At 36.4% G+C, this 25,494-nt stretch carries 22 protein-coding genes; 16 read left to right on the forward strand and 6 right to left on the reverse strand.

What is annotated here, in order from left to right; all coding sequences use genetic code 11:
* Nucleotides 1-603 carry a 3-isopropylmalate dehydratase small subunit gene (leuD, locus tag NYR30_RS02320; protein WP_066112633.1) on the forward strand — a complete coding sequence of 201 codons (603 nt, stop codon included), beginning with the start codon at nucleotides 1-3 and terminating at the stop codon, nucleotides 601-603.
* Nucleotides 604-1,077: 474 nt separating this feature from the next.
* Here the strand turns inward: leuD and NYR30_RS02325 are convergent, their stop codons facing one another.
* Complete coding sequence (locus tag NYR30_RS02325) at nucleotides 1,078-2,046, reverse strand: IS30 family transposase (protein WP_302501780.1); 969 nt, start codon at nucleotides 2,044-2,046, stop codon at nucleotides 1,078-1,080.
* Between the two features lie 452 nt (nucleotides 2,047-2,498).
* Between NYR30_RS02325 and NYR30_RS02330 the strand changes: the two genes are divergently transcribed.
* From NYR30_RS02330 to NYR30_RS02340, 3 genes are all read left to right on the forward strand, one after another.
* Complete coding sequence (locus NYR30_RS02330) at nucleotides 2,499-2,879, forward strand: hypothetical protein (RefSeq protein ID WP_302501781.1); 381 nt, start codon at nucleotides 2,499-2,501, stop codon at nucleotides 2,877-2,879.
* Between the two features lie 78 nt (nucleotides 2,880-2,957).
* The gene (locus tag NYR30_RS02335; RefSeq protein ID WP_066113297.1) at nucleotides 2,958-3,329 is read left to right on the forward strand and encodes a hypothetical protein; all 372 of its coding nucleotides are present in this window, start codon (nucleotides 2,958-2,960) and stop codon (nucleotides 3,327-3,329) included.
* 530 nt (nucleotides 3,330-3,859) lie between these two features.
* A complete protein-coding gene (locus NYR30_RS02340) occupies nucleotides 3,860-4,174 on the forward strand; it encodes a VENN motif pre-toxin domain-containing protein (protein WP_302501782.1) in 315 nt (104 codons plus the stop codon).
* Between the two features lie 111 nt (nucleotides 4,175-4,285).
* On the opposite strand, the gene NYR30_RS02345 is transcribed toward NYR30_RS02340, so the two are convergent.
* Entirely contained in the window at nucleotides 4,286-4,966 is a 681-nt protein-coding gene (locus tag NYR30_RS02345) for a YggS family pyridoxal phosphate-dependent enzyme (RefSeq protein ID WP_302501783.1), read from the reverse strand.
* A 315-nt stretch (nucleotides 4,967-5,281) separates the two neighbouring features.
* On the opposite strand from NYR30_RS02345, the gene thrA reads away from it, so the two are divergent.
* Genes thrA through thrC form a run of 3 tightly spaced genes read left to right on the forward strand, consistent with a single transcriptional unit; the run spans nucleotide 5,282 to nucleotide 9,985 of the window.
* Nucleotides 5,282-7,729, forward strand: a complete 2,448-nt coding sequence (thrA, locus tag NYR30_RS02350) for a bifunctional aspartate kinase/homoserine dehydrogenase I (protein WP_302501784.1) — start codon at nucleotides 5,282-5,284, stop codon at nucleotides 7,727-7,729.
* A gap of 15 nt (nucleotides 7,730-7,744) precedes the next feature.
* Nucleotides 7,745-8,689, forward strand: coding sequence for a homoserine kinase (gene thrB, locus NYR30_RS02355; protein ID WP_066107274.1), 945 nt, complete (start codon nucleotides 7,745-7,747; stop codon nucleotides 8,687-8,689).
* Between the two features lie 18 nt (nucleotides 8,690-8,707).
* Nucleotides 8,708-9,985 (forward strand): threonine synthase, encoded by a 1,278-nt coding sequence (gene thrC, locus NYR30_RS02360; RefSeq protein WP_066107276.1) that lies wholly within the window; start codon nucleotides 8,708-8,710, stop codon nucleotides 9,983-9,985.
* Between the two features lie 72 nt (nucleotides 9,986-10,057).
* Here the strand turns inward: thrC and NYR30_RS02365 are convergent, their stop codons facing one another.
* A complete protein-coding gene (locus tag NYR30_RS02365; RefSeq protein WP_302501785.1) occupies nucleotides 10,058-10,858 on the reverse strand; it encodes a factor H binding protein domain-containing protein in 801 nt (266 codons plus the stop codon).
* Nucleotides 10,859-11,130: 272 nt separating this feature from the next.
* On the opposite strand from NYR30_RS02365, the gene acnB reads away from it, so the two are divergent.
* The 5 genes from acnB (at nucleotide 11,131) to NYR30_RS02390 (ending at nucleotide 18,253) form a co-directional block, all read left to right on the forward strand.
* A complete protein-coding gene (gene acnB, locus NYR30_RS02370; protein ID WP_066107428.1) occupies nucleotides 11,131-13,737 on the forward strand; it encodes a bifunctional aconitate hydratase 2/2-methylisocitrate dehydratase in 2,607 nt (868 codons plus the stop codon).
* 140 nt (nucleotides 13,738-13,877) lie between these two features.
* On the forward strand, nucleotides 13,878-14,801 hold the full coding sequence (gene rfaD / locus NYR30_RS02375; RefSeq protein WP_066107425.1) for an ADP-glyceromanno-heptose 6-epimerase: 924 nt from the start codon (nucleotides 13,878-13,880) through the stop codon (nucleotides 14,799-14,801).
* Between the two features lie 10 nt (nucleotides 14,802-14,811).
* A complete protein-coding gene (gene waaF / locus NYR30_RS02380; RefSeq protein ID WP_066107423.1) occupies nucleotides 14,812-15,849 on the forward strand; it encodes a lipopolysaccharide heptosyltransferase II in 1,038 nt (345 codons plus the stop codon).
* Nucleotides 15,850-15,952: 103 nt separating this feature from the next.
* Nucleotides 15,953-17,059 carry a metallophosphoesterase gene (locus tag NYR30_RS02385; RefSeq protein WP_302501786.1) on the forward strand — a complete coding sequence of 369 codons (1,107 nt, stop codon included), beginning with the start codon at nucleotides 15,953-15,955 and terminating at the stop codon, nucleotides 17,057-17,059.
* On the forward strand, nucleotides 17,060-18,253 hold the full coding sequence (locus NYR30_RS02390; protein WP_066107414.1) for a BaiN/RdsA family NAD(P)/FAD-dependent oxidoreductase: 1,194 nt from the start codon (nucleotides 17,060-17,062) through the stop codon (nucleotides 18,251-18,253).
* On the opposite strand, the gene NYR30_RS02395 is transcribed toward NYR30_RS02390, so the two are convergent.
* Together NYR30_RS02395 and NYR30_RS02400 are read right to left on the reverse strand one after the other, a co-directional pair.
* A complete protein-coding gene (locus tag NYR30_RS02395) occupies nucleotides 18,250-20,031 on the reverse strand; it encodes a DUF3413 domain-containing protein (protein ID WP_066107411.1) in 1,782 nt (593 codons plus the stop codon). The genes NYR30_RS02390 and NYR30_RS02395 overlap by 4 nt on opposite strands.
* A gap of 14 nt (nucleotides 20,032-20,045) precedes the next feature.
* Nucleotides 20,046-20,276 carry a YejL family protein gene (locus NYR30_RS02400; RefSeq protein WP_066107406.1) on the reverse strand — a complete coding sequence of 77 codons (231 nt, stop codon included), beginning with the start codon at nucleotides 20,274-20,276 and terminating at the stop codon, nucleotides 20,046-20,048.
* 127 nt (nucleotides 20,277-20,403) lie between these two features.
* Between NYR30_RS02400 and yejK the strand changes: the two genes are divergently transcribed.
* Nucleotides 20,404-21,417 carry a nucleoid-associated protein YejK gene (gene yejK / locus NYR30_RS02405; RefSeq protein WP_066113313.1) on the forward strand — a complete coding sequence of 338 codons (1,014 nt, stop codon included), beginning with the start codon at nucleotides 20,404-20,406 and terminating at the stop codon, nucleotides 21,415-21,417.
* A 67-nt stretch (nucleotides 21,418-21,484) separates the two neighbouring features.
* The gene (bamE, locus tag NYR30_RS02410; RefSeq protein WP_066107400.1) at nucleotides 21,485-21,892 is read left to right on the forward strand and encodes an outer membrane protein assembly factor BamE; all 408 of its coding nucleotides are present in this window, start codon (nucleotides 21,485-21,487) and stop codon (nucleotides 21,890-21,892) included.
* 49 nt (nucleotides 21,893-21,941) lie between these two features.
* On the opposite strand, the gene rpmE is transcribed toward bamE, so the two are convergent.
* Nucleotides 21,942-22,154, reverse strand: a complete 213-nt coding sequence (rpmE, locus tag NYR30_RS02415) for a 50S ribosomal protein L31 (RefSeq protein ID WP_066113315.1) — start codon at nucleotides 22,152-22,154, stop codon at nucleotides 21,942-21,944.
* Nucleotides 22,155-22,387: 233 nt separating this feature from the next.
* Between rpmE and priA the strand changes: the two genes are divergently transcribed.
* Nucleotides 22,388-24,592 carry a primosomal protein N' gene (priA, locus tag NYR30_RS02420; protein WP_066113317.1) on the forward strand — a complete coding sequence of 735 codons (2,205 nt, stop codon included), beginning with the start codon at nucleotides 22,388-22,390 and terminating at the stop codon, nucleotides 24,590-24,592.
* Nucleotides 24,593-24,666: 74 nt separating this feature from the next.
* Nucleotides 24,667-25,476 (forward strand): cell division protein FtsN, encoded by an 810-nt coding sequence (ftsN, locus tag NYR30_RS02425; RefSeq protein ID WP_066113319.1) that lies wholly within the window; start codon nucleotides 24,667-24,669, stop codon nucleotides 25,474-25,476.
* Nucleotides 25,477-25,494: the final 18 nt, after the last annotated feature.

The following is a 25,494-nucleotide window of genomic DNA, read 5'->3' on the forward strand; positions in this document are numbered from 1 at the left end:
ATGGCAGGATTTAAACATCACCGTGGCTTGGTTATTCCATTAGATATGGCAAATGTCGATACTGATGCGATTATTCCAAAACAATTTTTACAAGCGGTAACTCGGGTAGGATTTGGTAAACATCTTTTTCATGAATGGCGTTATCTTGATCCTGCTGGAACACAAGTGAATCCAAAATTTGTATTGAATTTCCCGCAATATCAAGGCGCAACCATTTTATTGGCCCGCGAAAATTTAGGTTGTGGTTCATCAAGAGAACACGCACCATGGGCGCTTGCTGACTATGGTATTAAAGTGATGATTGCGCCAAGTTTTGCCGATATTTTTTACAGCAATAGTTTAAATAACCACTTATTACCGGTGAAATTGACTGAACAAGAAGTGGATGAAATCTTCACTTGGGTAAAAGCGAATGATGGTAAACCGATTGATGTGGATTTAGAGCAACAAACAGTACAGGTAGGTGATAAGACCTATCACTTTACTTTAGATCCATTCCGCCGCCATTGTTTATTAAATGGCTTGGATAATATTGGTCTTACTTTGCAGCACGAAGATGCAATTGCGGAATATGAAAAAAATATTCCGAGCTTTTTACGCTAAGATTTGAATATAGATAAGGGAATCAGATTTGATTCCCTTTTTTTTAATTGAGAAATAGAGCGATTTTAAAGGTAATTCTATATTATAGCGGTGCTCTCAAGGCTGGGATTTCTATACTTTATTTGATTTATACACCAATGGGAACCTTATTAATTTTAGGAAATGCTTTAACAGCAATAGATACTAAATTAAGTAATAATGGAAATACTTACTTAGAAGATCAAAATAATTATTTGAAAAATACGATTGAAGGGAGTTTTATTCAAAATATATTACCTAAAAGCATTAGGAATGAACCTTTAGGTATAAGTATAGGCAATTTTTTCTGATGAGTTAATAGATAATTAACTGATGAAAAGGAAAATAAGTAATGAATATATTAACAAGATTAAGGAAAACTTTTTATTATACGGTTGGATTTATTATTCAGATACAAGGTGTGATTTGGATTAAACGTTATTTAGACTTGAATTGTCAAACCAAGTGCAACACTTTATCAAAATAGACCTCATAAGGTGTCTTCCAATTTAAACATTTGCGTGGTCGGTGATTAAGTTTATCGACCACCGCCTGTATCTTCACCTCTGAAACGAGCGTCATATCCATGCCTTTCGGGAAATACTGTCGCAACAACCCATTAGAGTTTTCATTCGTTCCCCGCTGCCAAGGCTGATGTGGCGGAGGAAAATAAAATTCAACATCAAGCGCTGATGTCACCTGCTGATGTTTGGCAAATTCTTTTCCTCTATCAGGCGTAATGCTCTTGAGTGGTTGATTTTTCAATGCTGTTTTCAGCGCATTAACCACGTCTTCCGCTTTTTTTGAAGCTAACTTCGTCGCAATCAGAAAGCGACTGCGTCTATCATTCAACGTTAGCAAACAGGCTTTGCCAAACTGCCCTGATACCGTATCTGCTTCCCAATCGCCAAAACGGCTTCGCTCATTGGCTTCCTGTGGGCGTTGGTTTAACTCGTGGCTAATAATAATTTTACCTCGTTTTTCTACATTGTTCGCACGATGGCGCCGCTTGCCTTTATGGCGCAGATACCGTTTCGCTGTTCTACGAGCGTTATCAAACAGACAGTCATTTATCGCCCGATAAATCGTGGTAAAACTAATTTGATATGGGCTGTTCTCTTGCTTCAACCGTTGCGAAATCTGCTCAGGCGACCAGTTATCCACGATGAACTTCTGCCTTACCAACTCAAACAGTGCAGTATTTTTTAGCTTCTTGTTCGGCTTACACTTAGCGCGTTTCTGCTGATAACGTTGTTGAGCCAACTGGGCAGTATAGCAGCACCTTGAACAGCGTTTTAACTCTCTTGAAATCGTGGATTTATGCCGTTTAAGTGCAACGGCAATAGCGCTAATCGTGTGTCCCAATGCGTGAAAAATCATTATCTTTTCACGCTCATCTATTGTAAGATGGCAATAAGTGTTCATAAGTTTCTGTCCTTAATTTTTTCAAAAAATAAGTTTTCGTCCTTACTTTTTTCGAAAAATAAATTATAGCGGATTTCCTTATGAACACTTTTTTTATTTGTTGCACTTAGATTGTAAATTCAAGGATAAAAATATGATTGACCAAACAACACTATTCTTTAATAAAGAGTATTTATACATTAACCTTAAATTTTTTTTTATGGATTTGGTTGATACTTTTTGCATGGTCATTTACTGATGATTTTTGGAAGTTAATAAAAAAACAGTAATGTTATATGTGAGATATATAAAAAATTAGAAATTTTAAAGAATAAGATTTATAGAACTATAATTTTTTAAATTCTATCTCTACTTTCGATGGATATATAATAATTTAATAAATGTTATCCAAATATCAAAGTAAATATTTTTGATAATAATGGTAATGTAATTAAGACTTCGGGAGAAAAATAATGATTGAACGAATAACTTATAATGAATTAAAAGAATATTTCTTTTTCGATGCTTATAGGTGGTGTAGTGACAGATTTGATAAAGGAAAAATTTTTGCGTGGAATACAAATTTCCATGAATGGGGTGGGGCATTAGATACATTTGACAGCCCATTTGATAGTACGATAGAACATTTAATGATTAATGTTATTTTTATTATTACTAATGGTGCAAGACATATATTAAGTCATCAAATTGCTTTTTCTGAAATACAGACAATCTTGGCTAAAAATAATTTAAATTATTTGTTAAAAGATTTAAATTTGGAAGAAAAGAAAGAGTTTCTTTACGACTTAAATTTAATTTTAAATAATAGAGAAATTGAAATGATTAACAGATAATATGTTAATTAATAATATAAGAGATTTTATATTAATAATGACAGCTATTTTATATGATTAGATTTTGGGAGAGAGGTAATGAGTAAATGTATCACTTACTATGAACTAAAAAAGAAGTTTTTCTTTGAAGCTTATGATTGGTGTAGAAAAAGATTTCATGAAGGAAAAATTTTTAAATGGAATAAAGATTTTGATGAATGGAAAGGGGCTTTAGATTCCTTAGGTAACTCATTTGATAACAAAATAGAGAATTTAATGATTAATGTTATCTATATTATTGCTAATGGTGCAAGAAATATATTAAACCATCAAATTATTTTTAATGAAATACAATTAATTTTAACTGAAAATAATTTAAATAATTTATTAAAGGACTTAAATGTAGAAGAAAAAGAAGAATTTCTTTATGATTTAAATTTAATTTTAAATAATAGAGGAATAGAGGAGTAATAATAAAATTTATAGGGAATATTGGTAGAATATTTGATTTAGTTTTATATGGATAGAAGTGTTATTTGTGAAGAAAAAAGTTAAATGTCTAACTTTAATCCTGATTTTTTTCATAATTTTTGTTATTTCCTGATAGATGTAGTGGGTAAATTATATCTAATTTTGTAAGTGATTCTATAGAAAAATCTATTTCTAATAAAAAGGATAATAAATAATGAAAGTTTTTATATATGCTTTTATTACTATTTATATTGCACTCCTCTCAAAATCAATATTTTATTTCTTATTTGATAAATATATAAATCATATTATAAATAGTATTAATTTTTTCTCCTATAAAAACATCAGTAGTAGTAGCTATTATAATATATTTTGTGCGTCTCATTTTTCCTAAAGAATAAGTAAAATAAGGAATAGCGACAGGTGAGGTAAACCAAGCGATTGTGGGCGGACTATCACCGTATATCAACTAATAAATTAAAGAAGCGACCACTGATAAAGATGGCAATGTCAATCTTGAAGCGAACCTAATGGCACACGCTTTATTGGGTGCCATTGAAGCCTATGCCACAGGCAACAATGCAGTAGCAGGGGCAGTGGGTGCGGTCAGTGGTGAGTTAGCGGCAAAACTAATCACAGAACAGCTTTACCAAAAATCACCAGACCAACTTACCGAAGCACAAAAACAAACGGTATCGGCATTAAGTCAATTAGCGAGTGGCTTAGCCGGAGGTTTGATTAGCGACAGCACCGCTGGGGCAATTAACTCAGCGGAGATTGGTAAACGGGCGGTGGATAATAATTTCCTCTCTGAAAAAGAGATTGTCATTATTGAACTGGCATAAAATGTAGCAGTGACTACATAGAACACAAAATAAATTAAGAAAAGATCACAGATAAAAAGGACTAATGTACAAAAAACTTGTTCCATTAATCCTTTTTTAATAGCAGAATTTCTAATTTCTCTTACCAAAAATAGCGGTCCCAATTCTTACCATTGTTGAACCACACACAATTGCACTTTGCATATCGTCAGTCATTCCCATTGAAAGTGTATCAATAGGAAGATTTGGATAGCTTTGTTGTAATTGCTGAAAGAGCGTTGCCATTTGTTTAAATACTGCTTGTTGTTGCGCAATATCATCTGTTGGTGCAGGAATTGCCATTAAACCACGAAGCTGTAAATTAGGGAGTTGGACAACTTGTGCCGCCAAATCCATTAAATGTTCAGGTTGAATTCCTGATTTTGAACTTTCATCGCTAATATTAATTTGAATTAAAACTTGTAAAGGTGGTAAGTGTGCTGGGCGCTGTTGGCTTAAACGTTCAGCAATTTTGTAGCGATCGATAGTTTGTACCCAATCAAAATGTTCCGCTACGATTCGTGTTTTATTGGATTGTAATGGTCCAATAAGGTGCCAAGTAATATCGTTTAAGTGTTGTTGCTGCGCTTGTTGGATTTTTTCTACGCCTTCTTGTACATAATTCTCGCCAAATAGGCGTTGTCCAGCCTGATAGGCAGCGACAATATCACAGAATGGTTTTGTTTTACTGACAGCTAATAAAGAAACTGTGTGGGTAGTCTGATATTGAGCAATTTGTTGATAAATACGGTTTAAATTTTGTGCAATATCCATCTTTTAATTCTCTTGAAAAACGAAAAAACGGCTTATTATAAAAAAAATTAACTAAGAGTAATAAATTTATTTGACAATATGAGTGAATTTAGGTACTTATTAGAACCACTGAATATTAACTAATTTCCAATTCTGTGTAGTAGTAACCATGACAGCAATGAACATTACGATGACCCGCATTATGATGACCATTATTATTAGTGGGGCGGGTTAGCACACAGAATCCAGTGTTTAAGAAACCCGCACCCTACAAAGTGCGGGTTTTTTTATCGGTAATTTTTCAATTTTTAAAATAAAAAATAAGAGGACAACATCATGCGCGTATTAAAATTTGGTGGTACATCATTAGCAAATCCAGAACGTTTTTCGCAAGCTGGAGAGTTGATTTTACAAGCTCATTTGAAGGATCAAGCAGCAGCCGTTTTATCTGCACCAGCGAAAATCACTAATTATTTGGTAGCATTGGTGGATAAGACTAATAAAGGTGAGGATAAGCAGCAAGATTTACAGGAAGCGAAGCAAATTTTTGAAAATATCCTTGTTGGTTTGAAACAAAAAAATGCAAAATTTGATGATGAAAAATTAAGACAAACCGTTCAACAAGAACTTTCCCAAATCGAACATACCTTATCTCTCTTTTCTCCACAAACTCCTTGCCCAGACAATATTAATGCTTCAGTGATTTCACGCGGTGAAAAATTATCGATTGCGATTATGGCTGGCTGGTTTGAAGCTCAAGGTTATCAAGTACATATCGTTGATCCAGTAAAACAGTTATTAGCACGTGGTGAATATTTAGAATCTTCAGTTGATATTGAAGAATCTACTAAACGTGTTAATGCTCCAGCGATTCCAAAACAAAGCGTGGTATTAATGGCAGGATTTACTGCAGGAAATGATAAAGGCGAATTGATGGTGTTAGGACGTAATGGTTCTGACTATTCTGCAGCGGTATTAGCGGCTTGTTTGCGTGCTGATTGTTGTGAAATCTGGACGGATGTTGATGGTGTTTATACTTGTGATCCGCGTTTAGTACCAGATGCTCGTTTATTGGAAACAATGTCTTATCAAGAGGCAATGGAATTATCTTATTTTGGTGCAAAAGTCATTCACCCACGTACTATCGCGCCAATTGCTCAATTTAATATTCCATGCTTAATTAAAAATACTGGAAATCCAAGTGCTCCAGGTACTTTGATCGATGGCAATGTCCGTTCAGAAACTTTGCAAGTAAAAGGTATCACTAACCTAAATGATGTGGTGATGTTTAATGTTTCAGGTCCAGGAATGCAAGGTATGGTCGGTATGGCAGCAAGAGTCTTTGATACCATGTCGAAAGCAGGGATTTCGGTTATTTTAATTACCCAATCCTCTTCAGAATATAGTATTAGTTTCTGTGTACCGAAAAAATCAGCAAGTAAAGCGAAGAGTGCATTAAAACGTACTTTTGCCACTGAATTGGCTTCTGGTGCATTGGATGAAATCGAAATTATTGATGATCTTGCGATTATTTCTGTTGTAGGTGATGGTATGCGTAAGAGTCGTGGTATTGCAGCTAAATTCTTAACTGCATTAGCACAAGCCAATGTTAATATTGTCGCGATTGCACAAGGTTCATCAGAACGTTCTATTTCTACCGTAGTGCCGCAAAATAAAGCGATTGAAGGTGTAAAAGCGACTCACCGAGCTTTATTTAATAGCCAACAATCATTGCGCGTATTTTTGATTGGTGCTGGTGGTGTTGGTAGTGAATTATTGGATCAAATAGCGCATCAACAACAATTTTTAGCAGATAAAAATATTGCTATTCGTGTTTGTGGAATTGCTAACTCGAAAAAAGTTTTATTAAACGTTGATGGTTTGGATTTAAGTAATTGGCGCGAAGACTTAGCCAATGCGAAGGAAAGTTTTTCAATTCGTCGCGTGATTGATGCCGTACAAGATCAACATGTGTTAAATCCGATTTTAGTTGATTGCACCTCAAACCAAGAAATTGCAGATAGCTATTTACATTTCTTAAATGCAGGTTTCCATGTTGTTACCCCGAATAAAAAGGCGAATACTTCAAGTCTAGCCTACTATCACCAATTACGTGCGGCAGCGTTAAATAATCAACGCTTGTTCTTATATGATACCAATGTGGGGGCGGGATTACCGGTAATTGAAAACTTACAAAATTTGTTAGCTGCAGGTGATGAAGTAGAAGTGTTTGATGGTATTTTATCTGGCTCATTATCTTTTATTTTTGGTGAGTTAGAACAAGGTAAATCATTATCAGAAGTAACACGTTTAGCGAAAGAAAAAGGTTTCACTGAACCAGATCCTCGTGACGATTTATCAGGACAAGATGTAGCACGTAAGTTATTGATCTTAGCTAGAGAATCTGGGCTTGAATTGGAATTAAGCGATATTGAAGTTGAAGGTGTGTTACCGAAAGATTTTGCTAAAGGTAAATCTACAGCAGAATTTATGGCAATGTTACCAGAGTTAGATGCTGAATTCGCTAAACGTGTGAAAGCGGCGCAAGATGAAGGCAAAGTATTGCGTTATGTTGGGCAAATTAAACAAGGTAAATGTAAAGTTGCAATCAAGGCAGTTGACGCGGAAGATCCTTTATATAAAGTGAAAAATGGTGAGAACGCACTGGCATTTTATACTCGTTATTACTCACCAATTCCATTATTATTACGTGGTTATGGTGCAGGTAACAATGTTACAGCTGCGGGAATTTTTGCGGATATTTTGCGCACATTACGTCGCTAATAAAAGGGGAACGCTATGTTACGAATTTATGCGCCGGCTTCAAGTGCCAATATTAGTGTTGGTTTTGACACACTTGGAGCGGCAATTTCACCGATTGATGGCTCATTGCTAGGTGATGTGATCCAAATTGAAGATTGTGCAGAACAGTTTGAGTTTGAAAGTGTGGGGTATTTTGTGCGTAAGCTGCCGAAAGAACCACAAAAAAATATTGTCTATCAAGCTTATGTGCTGTTTAGTGAACGCCTTAAATTACGTAATCAACAGGTGAAACCGTTACGTTTAACCTTAGAAAAGAATATGCCGATTGGTTCGGGATTAGGATCTAGCGCTTGCTCCATTGTGGCAGTGCTCGTCGCCTTAAATCAATTTCATAATGATCCATTTTCTGATATGGAATTATTGGAAATGATGGGAGAATTAGAAGGACGTATTTCAGGCTCGATTCACTATGATAATGTGGCGCCTTGCTATATGGGTGGGGTGCAATTTATGGTGCAGTCATTAGGTTCAATTTGTCAGCGTTTACCATTCTTTGATAATTGGTATTGGGTTTTAGCCTATCCGGGAATTGAGGTTTCTACTGCAGAGGCGAGAGCAATTTTGCCAAAAAGCTATACTCGACAAGATGTGATTTCTCATGGTCGTTATCTTGGTGGTTTTGTCCATGCTTGTCATACTCATCAAGAGAATTTAGCTGCTATTATGATGAAAGATGTAATTGCAGAACCATATCGTCAGCAATTATTACCAAATTTTGCTGAAGTGAAACAGGCAGCACAGGATTTAGGTGCTTTAGCAACAGGAATTTCAGGTTCAGGACCGACAATGTTCTCGATAGCGCCAGATTTAACCACCGCAACGAAAGTTGCTGATTATTTAGAGAAGCATTATTTGCAAAATAATGAAGGTTTTGTGCATATCTGCCAAGTGGATAATCAAGGTGCAAGACAAATTGGTTAATAAGATAAAGGTAACAGAATGAATTTATACAATATCAAACATCCAGAAGAACAAGTAAATTTTGCTCAAGCCGTTCGCCAAGGATTGGGTAAAGATCAAGGTCTATTTTTTCCTGAAAAATTGCCTTATTTTGACAATGTTGATGAATTATTGGCGCTGCCATTAGTAGAGCGCAGCCAACGTATTTTATCTGCAATTATTGGTGATGAAATTCTAGCGGAAAAGTTGGCGCAATTAGTTGCCAATGCTTTTACTTTCCCAGCGCCAGTAGCCAAAGTAGATGAGAATGTTTATGCTTTAGAACTGTTCCATGGTCCAACATTGGCGTTTAAAGATTTTGGTGGGCGTTTTATGGCGCAAGCATTAGCAGCAGTGCGTAAAGATGGCAAAATTACAATTTTAACAGCGACTTCAGGTGATACAGGAGCTGCCGTTGCTCACGCATTTTATGGTTTGGAAAATATTGATGTAGTGATTCTTTATCCGAAAGGAAAGATCAGTGCATTGCAAGAAAAGTTATTCTGCACCTTGGGTGGTAATATTCGTACTATTGCGATTGAAGGCGATTTTGATGCTTGCCAAGCATTGGTAAAACAAGCTTTTGATGATCAAGAATTACGTGAAGCGATTGGTCTAAATTCGGCGAATTCTATTAATATTAGCCGTTTACTTGCGCAGATTTGTTATTACTTTGAAGCAGCAGCACAATTACCAGTAGAACAACGTCAAAATTTAGTGGTATCTGTACCAAGCGGTAATTTCGGTAACTTGACAGCAGGCTTGATCGCTAAGGCGATTGGTTTACCAATTAAACGCTTTATTGCTTCAACTAATGCTAATGATACCGTACCTCGTTATTTACGTTCTCAACAATGGGATCCACACGCAACAGTAGCAACATTATCAAATGCGATGGATGTAAGCCGTCCGAATAACTGGCCTCGTGTAGAAGAGTTATTCCGTCGCCAGCAATGGTCTTTAGCTGATTTACATTCTGACAGTGTGACTGATGCAGAAACAGAAGAAACGTTAAAAGAGATGTATGCGAAAGGCTATTTGTGTGAACCTCATGGTGCAGTAGCTTATCGTGTATTAAAAGAAGATCTGCAACCAGGTGAAACAGGTCTATTCCTTTGCACTGCACATCCAGCGAAATTTAAAGAGAGCGTTGAACGTATTTTAGCGATTGATTTACCGCTACCAGAAGCGTTAGCGAAACACAATGCGTTACCGTTGTTATCTATTACGATGGCGGCGGATTTTGCTCAATTGCGTGCATTTTTATTGACTAAATAAGCAAGAATTAAACACAAAATAAAGGGCTAGTCATTTTCTAGCCCTTAACTTTTATATATTTAGGATGATTTTTTATTGTTTAGTTGCGCCAAATGCAGCACCTAGTTTTTCATTGTCTTTTTCTAATGTGGCAATACCTACAACTTCTTTAGCATTTTTTCCCATAAAATGACCTTCATATTGACCAGTTAAGCCATTTTGTGTTGTTGCACTGCCTTGGAATGCGAGGATCTTATCCGTTGGATCATTAACATTGGTTTCAGTAATAATTTGTGTCTTATCTAAGGCAATATTAACGTTATTACCTTTTATTTCGCCACTGATATTTTTATTGGTGAAATCAGCTTGTAATTTAACGGAGCCGTTGGTATCAACAGTATGGTTTTGATCGACGAGTAAAGCTTTACCTGTATAGGTGGCTGTACCCGAAAGTGTTTTTGCCTCTTCGGCAGAAGTATTAATACCTGCAGTATCTAATCTGGCAAAATTTTGTGGTCTATCTTTACTAACCATTACGCTGTATGCAGAATCAGCTAAATTAACAGCATAAACAGTGTAACTGGCTTCATTGGTGTTAAAACTAGATTTGCTAAAACCTGAATTATCAAGAACCAAGATTTTATCTAATTCGTTATCTATTTTTTCTATTTCATTATTATTTTTAGGCTCTACAGATATTTTATTTTCTAAATATTGGTTGTCAAAAAGGGTTGCTTGTTTAGCATTATTTTGGTGTTTACTATTATCATCACCTCCAGAAGAACTAGAAGAACTAGAAGAACTAGAAGAACTAGAAGAACCAGAAGAACTACAAGCGGCTAAACTGAGAGAAGTAAATAGTGTTAATGTGAGCATTTTGAATTTGCTCTGCATAGTCTATTTCCTTTAAGTTTTGTTGTTGTAAATAAGCGTTACTATTAAGAAAGATAAATTATAAGTGACTAATAATCAATGTTTTATTTTGCACTAGAAAAAAAGATAACGAAAATTTTTAGAGATAGATCAAATATCCAACAATCTCTCTTTTTGCACCTTTGACTTTCCTAAGTCATAGATCTATATTAACAAATGGTTAACATTAAGCATTATTGCTCATGCAAATTTACTTCATACTCTAGCTACAATTAATAATTTAAGGATTTATTATGGCTAATTTTTTAGGTGATTACCAAAAACACGTTGAACAAAGACAAGCCGAAGGGGTTTTCCCTTTACCACTAAATGCAGAACAAACCTCCCAACTTATTGAATTACTCAAAGCACCTTCACAAGAAGATCCTAATTATCTCTTAACACTGTTTGAAACTCGTATTCCAGCCGGGGTTGATGAAGCTGCGTATGTCAAAGCTTCTTTCTTATCAGCGTTGGCAGCAGGTGATGTAACATCACCATTCATCAGCCAAGAACGTGCAGTAGAATTGTTGGGTACAATGCAAGGTGGCTACAATATCGAACCATTAGTGAAAGCCTTAGATAATGACAAACTTGCACCATTAGCAGTTAAAGCACTTTCCCATACTTTATTAATGTTTGATAGCTTCCATGATGTGGCTGAACGTGCAAGCGCAGGTAATCCATTTGCAAAACAGGTATTGCAATCATGGGCTGATGCAGAGTGGTTTTTATCTCGTCCAAAATTAGCAGATAAAATTACAGTAACAGTATTTAAAGTAACTGGTGAAACTAATACCGATGATCTTTCACCAGCACAAGATGCGTGGTCACGTCCGGATATTCCTTTACACGCAAAAGCAATGTTAAAAAATAGTCGTGATGGTATTACCCCAGATAAAGAGGGAGAAGTTGGGCCAATTAGCCAAATTCATCAATTAAAAGAAAAAGGCTTCCCACTTGCATATGTTGGTGATGTGGTGGGTACAGGTTCATCACGTAAATCAGCAACTAACTCTGTGTTATGGCATATGGGGGAAGATATCCCATTTATTCCAAACAAACGTGCTGGCGGGGTCGTGTTAGGTGGCAAGATTGCACCAATTTTCTTTAATACTTTAGAAGATGCGGGCGCATTACCAATTGAAGTTGATGTTACCGCATTAAATATGGGTGATGTGATTGATATTTATCCGTATGAAGGCAAAATCTGTCGTCATAACAGCGATGAAGTATTAGCAACCTTTAGCTTAAAAACAAAAGTATTGCTGGATGAAGTGCGTGCAGGTGGCCGTATTCCATTAATCATTGGACGTGGGTTAACACACAAAGCAAGACAAGCATTAGGTTTAGGCGAAAGTGATGTATTTGTCAAACCACAAGCAGTAGCTGCAAGTAATAAAGGCTTCACTTTGGCACAAAAATTAGTTGGTCGTGCGTGTGGTGTGGAAGGTATTCGTCCAGGGCAATATTGTGAGCCTCGTATGACCTCTGTTGGTTCACAAGATACAACCGGTCCAATGACTCGTGATGAGTTGAAAGATCTTGCTTGCTTAGGCTTCTCAGCCGATTTAGTAATGCAATCATTCTGTCATACTGCAGCTTATCCAAAACCAGTTGATGTTACCACTCACCACACCTTACCAGACTTTATTATGAATCGTGGTGGCGTATCATTACGTCCAGGTGACGGTATTATTCACTCTTGGTTAAACCGTATGTTGTTGCCAGATACTGTCGGAACAGGTGGTGATTCACATACCCGCTTCCCAATTGGTATTTCATTCCCAGCAGGTTCAGGATTAGTCGCATTTGCTGCAGCGACAGGTGTAATGCCATTAGATATGCCTGAATCTGTATTGGTACGTTTCACTGGTACAATGCAACCAGGTATTACCCTACGTGATTTGGTTCATGCAATTCCATACTATGCGATTCAACAAGGGTTATTAACGGTTGAGAAAAAAGGTAAGAAGAATATTTTCTCTGGTCGTATTTTGGAAATTGAAGGTTTGGAAAATCTAAAAATTGAACAAGCCTTTGAACTCTCTGATGCATCAGCAGAACGTTCTGCTGCGGCTTGTACCATTAAACTAAATAAAGAACCAATTATCGAATATCTCAACTCTAATATTACCTTGTTGAAATGGATGATTGCAGAAGGTTATGGTGATGCGCGCACATTAGAGCGTCGTATTAAGAATATGCAAGCGTGGTTGGCTGATCCACAATTGTTGGAAGCAGATCCTGATGCAGAATATGCGGCAGTGATTGAAATTAATATGGATGAGATCAAAGAGCCAATTCTTTGTGCACCAAATGATCCAGATGATGCTCGTAAATTATCCGAGGTACAAGGTGATAAGATTGATGAAGTCTTTATCGGTTCTTGTATGACCAATATCGGACATTTCCGTGCAGCAGGTAAATTACTCAATAAATTTGCTGATGTGATTCCAACTCGTCTATGGATTGCACCGCCAACCAAGATGGATGCTGCTTTATTAACTGAAGAAGGTTATTACAGTATTTTTGGTAAGAGTGGCGCAAGAACAGAAATGCCGGGTTGTTCACTCTGTATGGGTAACCAAGCACGTGTAGCACCAAAATCAACCGTAGTATCCACTTCAACTCGTAACTTCCCGAACCGTTTAGGTCAAGGTGCGAATGTTTATCTTGCTTCTGCTGAATTAGCGGCGGTTGCGGCGTTATTAGGTAAATTACCAACACCGGAAGAGTACTTAAGCTATGCTGCTGATTTACAACAAGATAAAGACGATACTTATCGTTATATGAATTTTGATCAAATCAATAGCTATGTGAAAAAAGCGGGAGAAGTGATCTTCCAAACACAAGTTTAGTACATCAATTTTTGTCGTACTTTTCTTGTTGATCTTAATAAATATTATCCCATCACCAGCGTGATGGGATTTTTTTGTTTTTTCAACAGGGTAAATCTATTAAAATAAACAGAATTTTGTTAAGTGATTAAGGAAATCAAATGATTATTGTAACTGGTGGTGCAGGCTTTATTGGCAGTAATATTGTTAAAGCACTCAATGACATAGGTAGAAAAGATATTTTAGTTGTTGATAATTTAACAGATGGTACCAAATTCGCTAATTTGGCTGATTTAGATATTGCAGATTACTGTGATAAAGAGGATTTTATTGCTTCTATTATTGCAGGTGATGATCTAGGTGATATAGAAGCAGTATTCCACGAAGGTGCGTGTTCAGCGACTACCGAATGGAATGGTAAATATATGATGCAAAATAACTATGAATATTCAAAAGAGTTATTGCATTATTGTTTAGATCGCCAAATTCCTTTCTTATATGCCTCTTCAGCGGCGACTTATGGTGATAGATTAGAGTTTATCGAAGAGCGTCAATTTGAACATCCATTAAACGTTTATGGCTATTCAAAATTCTTATTTGACCAATATGTACGCCAAATTTTACCAGAAGCACAATCACCAGTTTGTGGTTTCCGTTATTTCAATGTGTATGGTCCACGAGAAAATCACAAAGGTAGTATGGCAAGTGTTGCCTTCCATTTGAATAATCAGATTTTAAAAGGAGAAAATCCGAAATTATTTGAAGGCAGCGAACATTTCCGTCGTGATTTTGTTTATGTGGGCGATGTTGCTGCTGTGAACATCTGGTGCTGGCAACATGGTATTTCAGGTATTTTTAACTGTGGTACAGGAAATGCGGAAAGTTTTGCAGAAGTGGCGAAAGCAGTAGTGAAATATCATGGTAAAGGTGAAGTTGAAACTATTCCATTCCCAGAACATTTAAAGAGTCGTTATCAAGAATATACACAAGCAGATTTAACCAAATTACGTGCAACTGGCTACGATAAACCATTTAAGAAAGTAGCTGAAGGGGTTGCAGAGTATATGGCGTGGTTAAATAAATAGTTGAAGTAATATGAAAATTTTAGTGATTGGCCCATCTTGGGTTGGCGACATGATGATGTCGCACAGTTTATATCAGACATTAAAACAGCGTTATCCTGACTGTGAGATTGATGTGTTGGCACCAAATTGGTGTCGTGCATTACTATCCAGAATGCCTGAAGTGCGACAAGCATTAGCGATGCCTATTGGGCATGGTGAGTTTAACTTATCGCAACGTTATCAGATTGGTAAATCATTACGAGGGCAATATGATTTAGCGATTGTATTGCCAAATTCGCTAAAATCGGCGTTTATTCCATTATTTGCTAAGATTCCATTACGTCGTGGTTGGAAAGGCGAGAGTCGTTATTTTTTGTTAAATGATTTACGCAGTAATAAACGAGAGTATCCGTTAATGGTGCAACGTTATATTGCTTTGGCTTTTGAAAAAGGACAAATTCCAGCAGCGAAAGATCTAGCAATACCTTATCCTTATTTGCAAACTGATCCACAACAAGTTGCTGAAACTTTTCAACACTTTGCTGAACAATATGGCTTTGATGATAAACGAGCAATAATTGGTTTCTGTCCTGGAGCAGAATTTGGACCCGCAAAACGCTGGCCGCATTATCACTATGCTGTCTTAGCACAACAATTAATTGCCAAAGGATACCAAGTGAGCTTATTTGGTTCAGCTAAAGATGAGGCGGTAGGTGAAGAAATTCGTCATAGTCTTACCGAAACAGAGCGCCAATATTGTATCAATTTAGCGGGAAAAACTTCGTTACCACAAGCGATCGATCTCATTTCACAATGTACTGCTGTTGTGAGTAATGATTCTGGATTGATGCATATTGCAGCAGCTTTGCAGCGACCTCTAGTAGCAGTATATGGACCAACCAGCCCAGAATATACACCGCCATTAACAGATAAAGTGAAAATCTTGCGCTTGATTAGTGGTGGTTTAATTAAAGTGCGTAAAAGTAAAGATAGTCAAGAAGGCTATCACCAATCATTAATTGATATTCAACCAGAAATGGTGATTTCGGCGTTCGATGAGTTGCTGTAATTATCCGAATAATGGATAAAGTCTGTGAAAATACTCGGCTTTATCCATTTTTATCTGTATTTTGTTCAGCTTAACTTAAGATGTAGAGGAGAAATCAACAGGAATGGTATTTCGTTATCTTATTTTTGTATTCCTACAAATTTTGATCTTTGTTGGTATAAAAGCTGTTGATTGGTTCTTCTTACATAAAACCACAACGCCATACTATAAACGTCCTTTCGTGTGGGGTTGTTATTTAGTCATTAACGCATTTTTACTGTTGTCCGTTTTTCATTTTATCCCTAACGGTTTTCGTTATTCTGCTTATATTTTGATTGGTTTATGGTATATCACTTTAGTTGTTTTCTTCTTATGGGCAAGTAAAAAGATATTAGCACTTTTCAAAATACCTTTACCATCATCACCAATTTTAAGCCGAGGTATAGCAATACTGTTACTAACGGGATTGTGTAGTTATAGTGTGCATCAAGCATATGTGCCACAAGTGGTACATTATTCGGTACAAATTGATAAAGCAGTAAAACCATTCAGAATTGGTGTAGCAAGCGATCTACATCTAGGGAAATTATTTGGTAGTAAGCAATTAGAAAAATTGCAGCAAATTTTTATGCAACAAAAAGTCGATATTGTGTTGTTACCTGGCGATATTATGGATGATAATTTGCAAGCCTATTTTCAACAAAAAATGCAGCCCTATTTTGCTAAATTGAGCTCTCCATTAGGCGTTTATGCCACCTTAGGTAATCACGATTTTTTTCAACAACCTACTCAAATTGCTAATGAAATTCGACGTGAAGGTGTATATCTCTTAACAGATCAAGCTGTTGTGGTATCTAATCAATTTATTATTGTTGGGCGTAATGATGAATTAGATCTGCAACGCCAGCCAATTGAAAAAATCTTGGCTACTATTCCTGCAGAAAAACGAGCTGAATTACCGATTTTATTAATGGATCATCGACCATTTTCGATTACCGAAAATAGTCAGGCTGGCGTTGATATTCAAGTATCAGGTCATACCCATCGTGGGCAAATTTTCCCATTTAATTTGATTGTACATTTAATGTATCAATTAAGTTATGGTTATCAACAATTTGCGCAAATGCATACTTTTGTCACTTCGGGATATGGTTTTTGGGGTGTGCCTTTCCGTTTAGGTTCACAATCAGAAGTGATGATTATTGATGTATCATCAAAAGAGAGTCGTTAGATGCAACATTATGATGTCGTGATTATTGGCGCTGGTGCCGCTGGATTATTTTGTGCTGCCCAAATTGGGAAAAGTGGTAAGTCAGTTATTGTGCTAGATAATGGCAAAAAAGTTGGACGTAAAATTTTAATGTCTGGTGGTGGCTATTGTAATTTCACTAATTTAGAGGTTAGTGCGGTAAATTATTTATCGCAAAATCCTCATTTTGTGAAATCAGCATTAGCTCGTTATAGCCAATGGGATTTTATCAGCTTAGTAGCGCAATATGGTATTGCTTATCACGAGAAAGAAGCAGGACAGTTATTTACTGATGATGGTGCGGAACAGATTGTTAATTTACTGCTGCAAGAGTGCAAGCTGGGGCAAGTTGAGTTTCAGTTACAAGTGAATATTAAACAAGTACAAAAATTATCCTCTGGTTTTTCTGTACAAGCGGAAAATGGTAGTTGTTGGCAATGTCAGCAGTTAGTGATTGCAACAGGTGGCTTATCAATGCCAAAGTTAGGTGCTACACCGTTTGGTTACCATATTGCGGAACAGTTTGGTTTAAATATTGTGCCGCCACGTGCGTCATTAGTTCCGTTTACTTATCGAGAACAAGAGAGTTATCTCTCTGCATTAGCAGGCGTTTCTTTGCCCATTAGTGTAAATGCTGCTAGTGGAAAGTCATTTAATCAATCGCTTTTATTTACGCATCGTGGGTTGTCTGGGCCAGCTATTTTGCAGATTTCTAATTATTGGCAGCCAAATGAAAGTGTTGAAATTGATCTATTACCGCAGCTTAATCTGACGGAATATTTATTAGCGTTGCGTCAAACTTCAGCGAAATTACAATTACGTACTGCCTTGCAGCGTATTTTGCCGAATAAAGTGGTTGAGGTGTTTTGGCAGAAATTAGCCTTAAAAGAGTGTGTACTAGCCGATTTAAGCAAAGCGACCTTAGCTGATTTAACGCAAGCATTCCACCATTGGCAATTTACGCCAAATGGGACAGAAGGTTATCGCACTGCTGAGGTCACGTTAGGCGGTGTGGATACTCAGCATATCTCTTCAAAAACAATGGAAGTGCAACAAGTGAAAGGACTTTATTTTATTGGTGAAGTGCTTGATGTGACTGGTTGGCTAGGCGGCTATAATTTTCAATGGGCTTGGAGTTCTGCTTACGCTTGTGCGAGTGCAATTAAGCCACTTTAGTGTTCGATAAATGAACGTACTTCGCTGAACGCCGCTAAGAACAAACCGAGTGGCGGACGAGTAGAATTTTGTTGTTGGTATTCAGCATTGAACTTTTTGTAATTACCATATTTATCAATTTGATATTGCACACCATCATTATCAATAATCACTATCCAACGGTTATTTGCGCTTAATGTCCAGTTATCTGGCGTAGCATTATCTGCAAACAGATTATTACCAAGGGAAAAATCGGTAGCAGGATTTTCCGCTTTAAAGATCTGCTTCAATAGCGTTGGCACAATATCTAAATTGCTGGTGAGGTTGGTTAATTGTTGTGCAGGCTTATCTCCCCAATGAACCAGTAATGGCACATGAATCTTATCTGGAGAGAAGTCGGCTATATCATCATTTTCACTAAAACCAGTATCGGCAGTGACGATAATTAAGGTATTTGCGAATTGCTGATGCTGTTTTAAGGTTTCAATGAGTTCCGCAAATGATTGATCCACTTGTAATAAATTTTGTGAATATTGATAAATTGCTGCATTTTCGGCACTATCTGCTGTTTTATTTTGTCCTGATTTAGTTGTGACTAATGAAACATCAATAAAACTAAACCAAGGCTGCGAGTTGTCTTTATTTTGTTGTTGATACCAATTTTCCCACTGTTTGAATGTAGCAACATTAGTTTTGTTATATTGTTTTTCCGTTTTTTCAAACAACACAGAGAATAGAGGTTGAGCATCTTGTTGAGTCAATTGCGCCTGTATTTGATAGTCTAATTCACGTAAACGTTTTAATAGTACAGGCTGGGTTTTACTAAATAGAATGCTGTCTAAATAGTTGCCGGGTAAACCATAAAATAGACCAACTAAGCCTTCTTGTGCTTGATTACTGCTACTATAATTTTGTTTAAAATTAAGAGATTGTTGTGCGAATTGGTATAGCGCTGGCGTAGCAGTTTCAGAAATGACATTGTTACGCAACCCGGAAATATTGATTAATAAAATATTAGGCGTTGTATCAGGTGTAGCGTAACGAATATTACGTTTTGGATAATCCAAATATCTTGCGTCTGCGCGACCGGTTGCTGTTAAGATTGCTTGGTAGCTTTCTGCATCTAGTAAACCATTTTTTTCCAAGAATTTTCTTGCGGTCATTGGATAAGATAATGGCAAATTAGAACGTTGCGCGGTAATTGGACGGTAAAAAGTCGCATCTGCCCACGCATAAATAAGGTGCATAGCAATAAAAGCTAATAAAAAGGTATAAGAAACAGGTTTAATCCATTTTTGTCGTTCTAAACTACGGAATTTTTGCCAAGACCAACGGGAAAATAGCATTTGCAATAACAGGATAATTGGCATTGGAGCAAAGAAAATCTGCCAATCGCGAGCAAGTTCACCATTTTCAGGATTGATCACTAAATCCCAAACCATTGAGCTTAAATGGATATAAAAACGTTTGTAAATTTCACTATCTACCAGTAATACGGTAGTACATAACGTAGCAATAATTACCGTAATACCACGAAAAGTACGGTGATTTTTAATGATAAAACTTAACGGAAAGATAATGAGTAAGTAGATGGCGAATACAATAAAACTGAAATGCCCAATAATGCTGATAAAAAAGTAAATTTTTCCTAATAGCGTATCGGGCCAATCAGAGAAGAAAGCATAACGTGAGCCAATAATAAAAGAGATAATAATGTTAAAAAACGCAAACCAATGACCCCACGAGATTTTTCGTGATAATTCTTCTCGGTCTTGTTGGGTGTAGTTCAGTTTTAACATTATGGTGATGCCAATTAATGCTTTTTGGTTGCAGTTTCTAAAGAGTGTAATAAAGCTTCAGTGAAGGCTTTGGCTAAAGGTAAACGTTGTGAGTCTTTGACACTGCTGAGTAATAAATTACTTACCATATCACCTAGAACAATTAATGATAAATCAACAGGTGCTTGATGTTTTTCTAAAGTAGCGATCATCTCGCTCATCAACGCTTCAATTTCTTTATTTGAATATTTAGAATGTGCCGCCATACAAATTTGCTAACGAAAAAAACTTGGCGCTTATCATACCAGATTTTTTAAAGAAATCGGCTAAAAATAATGGGGAAAATCTCCTATAATGGCAAAGATTTTGGTCAAAATAGCATAAGATATTATTATGAGTATAAATGTTGAACAGATTATTTTGCATCAGTTGTACAGAAAATTAACTGTTGACGCAGAAACGATTGAACTTGAAACGAAGTTACGTGGTCAAACCCTTCCGGAAAATGAATTAGTGCAACAATTAATGTTGGAATTGCATCAGCATTATCAAGCGAAAAATAAAACTTACGCGGTGTTTAATGATGAATCGCAGTTTGCACAAATGCTAAATCGCTATTTAGAAAAAGAGTTGGATTTTTTAACCTTTAGTCAGCAAGCGACGGAACTGCTTGCAAAAGAAATCAGTAAATACAGCTTCGCTAGCGGTGGTACTTTTATTGTTAGCCAATATAATTTTTTGGCAACCGATTATCTTTTTTTAGGCTTAATCGACAGTAGAACGAGTCTATTAGTTGATGAACAATTGGAAGTGCATGGTACGCAATATTTGGATTTAAGTAAATGTGACATTATTGCGCGAGTGAATTTAACTGAATTATCAATTGACGCACAATCCAACCGCTATCTAACCTTTTTAAAGGGAAGGATTGGTCGTAAAGTTGGTGATTTTTTTATGGATTTTTTAGGTGCAGAAGAAGGGCTTAATCCAAAAGTGCAAAATCAGTTGTTAGTGCAAGCAGTACAAGATTATTGTCATCAAGCCGATGTAGAACCTGAACAATCCAAAGAGATTAAACAACAAGCTTTAGCATATTGTAAAGCAAGAGCAGATGAAGGTGCTGAAATTGATGTTGCTGCGTTATCTGATGAAATGGATAAATTGAATGGACAATCTTTTGTGGAATTTGCACAAGCGGAAGAGTATGAATTAGAAGAAGCTATCCCGCCATTGCCGGCAACATTGAAGAAATTGGAAAAATTTTCGGGATCTGGGCGTGGTGTTACTTTGACTTTTTCAGCTGAATTGTTAGGACAGCGTGTCGTTTGGGATGAGGAAAACGATACGTTAATGATTAAAGGATTACCTGCAAATTTACGCGATCAATTGCAGCGTAATAAATATTAAATTGGCATTTCACCTAAGTTTAGGTATTATCAGCGAGAGTTAACGATTATTAAGAAGGCTAACTATTATGAAATTAAAAATTGTTTTGTTGTCATCACTTTTTGCATTAGGCATTTCTGCTTGTTCTTCACCAGTTAGTAAATTGGTTTATCGTATTGATGTGCCGCAAGGAAATTATCTTGATGCAGCAACAGTGGATAAATTACAAAAAGGTATGACACAAGAACAAGTACAATATTTACTTGGTACGCCATTATTAGTTGATCCATTTAATACATCTAATTGGGTGTATGTACAAAGAATTCAAAAAGGGCATGAAGATCCAATTGAGAAGAAATTAATTGTACATTTTAATCCACAAAAAACGGTAGAAAGTTTTGATTACTCTCCTGAGTTAGCTCAAGCAGAAGTAAAAGAGGTGGAAAAGCCACAAGTGGCAGAAGAAGGTAAATCTTGGTGGCAATTCTGGAAATAAGTAATAGATAACAAAAAACCTACCGAATGTGGTAGGTTTTTTACTGTTCTTATTTTGTACTTGGAATACTGAAACGTTTGTTGAAGCGTTCAACACGACCACCAGTATCAACAACACGTTGTTTACCAGTATAGAATGGGTGGCATTTTGCACATACGTCTAAGTTAATATCGTGTCCCACAGTAGAACGAGTTTTGATCACATTACCGCAAGAGCAAGTTGCAGTGACTTCTTTATATTCTGGATGAATACCTTGTTGCATAATAACCTCAAATTAGCATGCGCCGCTATTGATCTCCTTAGGATCAACACCGCACATATTTTTACAAAAAAACATCGCCATATGGCGACAGTAAAAAGGGAACTGAATAATATAGGAAACGAGTAGAAAATTCAATATAAAAACAAGGGATATTCGATAGAAAAAGATGTCATTAGGGGAATAGCTGAAAATTTTCTATAATGTAGCGGTAGTTTATCGTTGTAAGGTTTGTAATGAAAATAGTACGTGTCGCATTAGATATTTCTGTTAGAAATCAGTTTGATTATTTATTGCCAGATGAAATGGAGGTCAGTATTGGTGCTAGAGTATTAGTACCATTCGGCACACAGAAACGTATTGCGATTGTAACGGATTTACCCAATAGCAGTGAAGTTGAACAACTAAAACCAATTCTAGCCGTATTAGATCACATTACATTATTTGATGAAAAAATGTGGCAATTACTCTTATGGGCGAGAGATTATTACCATCATCCAATTGGTGAGGTGCTATTTTCTGCATTACCAGTCAAGTTACGCAGAGGCGATACAATTACCAAAATGACACAGCATTTTTATCAGTTAACTGAATTAGGTAAACAAGCAGTTATAGATAATGTGCTGATCAGAAAACCACGCCAACATGAACTTTTACAGTTCTTACAACAACATCAATGTTTAGAAAAACAGAGTGATATTTTTTCTCATAGTATTAAGAAAAGTGTATTGGAAGCTGGCTATATTGAAACTATTGGGATTGAAGTAAATCAACCGGAATGGAACGAAAATATTGCAGAGACGGAAATTGTTCAAAGCAAAAATAAATTAAATTTAAATAAAGAACAGGCGTTGGCAGTTAGTCAGATCAGCTTATGTCAGGGATTTCACACTTGGTTATTGCAAGGGGTAACAGGCTCTGGAAAAACTGAAGTTTATCTTCAAGTGATTGAAGAAGTATTAAAGAAAGGACAGCAGGTCTTGGTATTAGTGCCAGAAATTGGTTTAACGCCGCAAACTATTCGTCGTTTTAATTTGCGTTTTAATGTCCCTATTGCCGTATTGCACTCGAATATGAATGATGCTGAACGGTTACAAGTGTGGCAAGCGGCAAAAGAGAATAAAGTTGCTATTGTAATCGGAACACGTTCAGCGATTTTTACACAATTTTATGACTTAGGCTTAATAGTATTAGATGAAGAACACGATCAATCTTTTAAACAGCAAGAAGGGTGGCGTTATCATGCCAGAGATATTGCAGTTTATCGTGCTAGACAACATCAAATTCCAATTATTCTAGGTAGCGCTACGCCAAGTTTGGAAAGTTTATATAATGCAGCAAGAAAGAAATATCATTTAATTTCATTACGTTATCGAGCCAATAATCAGGTCGCCAATAATCAAATTGTTATCGACTTAAAAACACAACATTTAGAGAATGGCTTATCGACCAGCCTATTATTGCGGATGCAAGAAGTTTTGCAACGTGGCGAACAAGTATTGTTGTTTTTAAATCGGCGTGGTTTTGCACCAGTTTATTTATGTCATGATTGTGGTACGGTAGAGATGTGTGCACATTGTGATAAACCTTATACTTATCACCAATATCGTAATGTATTGCAATGTCATCATTGTGGCGCACAAAAACCGATTCCATTCCAATGTTCTCATTGTGGCTCAACTAATCTATTGACAACTGGAGTTGGCACAGAGCAGCTGGAAGCGGTATTACAAACTAAATTTCCAGATTATCAGATAGTGCGTTTAGATCGAGATAGTACAGCGAGAAAAGGTGCTTTAGAGCATTATTTACAAGAGATTTCGCAAGGAAGACGTCAAATTCTGATTGGCACGCAAATGTTAGCCAAAGGTCATCACTTTCCAAATGTTGGGTTAGTGGCTTTAGTGAATATTGATAGTGCCTTATTTTCTGCGGATTTTCGTGCCGAAGAGCGATTGGCGCAATTATATGTACAAGTTGCGGGTAGAACAGGACGAGGTAATAAAGCAGGAATGGTCTTATTACAAACACATTATCCGGAACATCCTCTGTTTAAAACTTTGATTTCAGCTGGCTATACTGATTTTAGTCAGCAAGTTTTACAACAGCGTTATCAATTCCAATTACCACCTTATTATTATCAGGCACTCATTAAAGCATCTGGACGTAATGAGGTGGAAGTTAAGCAGACGTTGCAATTACTGCTGGAACATCTGCAAACAAGGTTAGATGAATCTATGCAAGGAGTGCAATTATTAGGGCCGTTACCGGCTGCGGTAGAAAAAAAAGCAGGACGATATCGTTGGTATTTATTGTTACAACATAGTCAACGAGGTGCTTTACACCAGACGTTGTTTTTAGTAGAAAATTTATTAACAACGTTAAAAATACCGTCAGCAGTGAGGTTAGCCTTAGACATTGATCCTTATGATTTCGGTTAATAATTGTGGTCAATATTTCAAATTTTCAGTAAAATTAGCGCCCGTTTTATAGGTTAAATAGTTAGGAAAAAGTTGTGGTTCAACGAGATTATGTTTCACGAGGTCCTGCCTCTAGAAGAAGACAACAAAAAGGTACAGGCAGAAAAAAATTATTATTAGCCTTAATGCTATTGATTATTGCGGTATTTGCGATTGCATTATTCTTTCTCAAAGAGAGTTCTCCAGCAAGTAAAGAAATTACAACCACAGCAGAAACAGCACCAACAACGAAAAAAAGTACGTTACCAAGTCGTCCGGAAGAGGTTTGGAGCTATATCAAACAATTGGAAACGAGAGAAGTACCGGTTGATGATAATGTTTCTTCTGTGGCTAAAAATGTACAATTGACCGAAGAACAGAAGAAAATTTTATTACAATTGGAACAAGATAAATTAGCTGAACAAGCAAAACAAAAGGCAGAAGAGCAAGCCAGAATAAAAGCTGAAGAACAAGCTAAAATTGAACAAGCGAAAGCTGAACAACAAGCAAAAGCTCAAGCCGCTCAACAAAAAGCGACTACTGCAAATAAAGTAGAAAAAACAGCAACAACGACGACTAAAACTGTTGTGACAGAAGCGAAATCTGACAATGAAACGAAAAAGAGTTCAGCAACCGATAGTAAAGGCGGTAGAAAATATGGCTTGCAATGTGGCGCATTTAAAAATAAAACTCAGGCTGAGAATTTACAAGGCCGTTTAGTGATTGAAGGTTTTAATGCATTTACTAAAAGTTCTGCCGATTGGACTCGTGTCTTTATTGGACCAGTAGATAGTTATAATGCAGCTTCTAGCGCAAAATCAACATTAGGATCGAAAGGCGTTGATTGCGTCGTTATTGGAATGTAGTTTTATTTAGCTGTAATT

This window comes from Gallibacterium salpingitidis (genome assembly GCF_030517105.1).
Classification (GTDB): domain Bacteria; phylum Pseudomonadota; class Gammaproteobacteria; order Enterobacterales; family Pasteurellaceae; genus Gallibacterium; species Gallibacterium salpingitidis.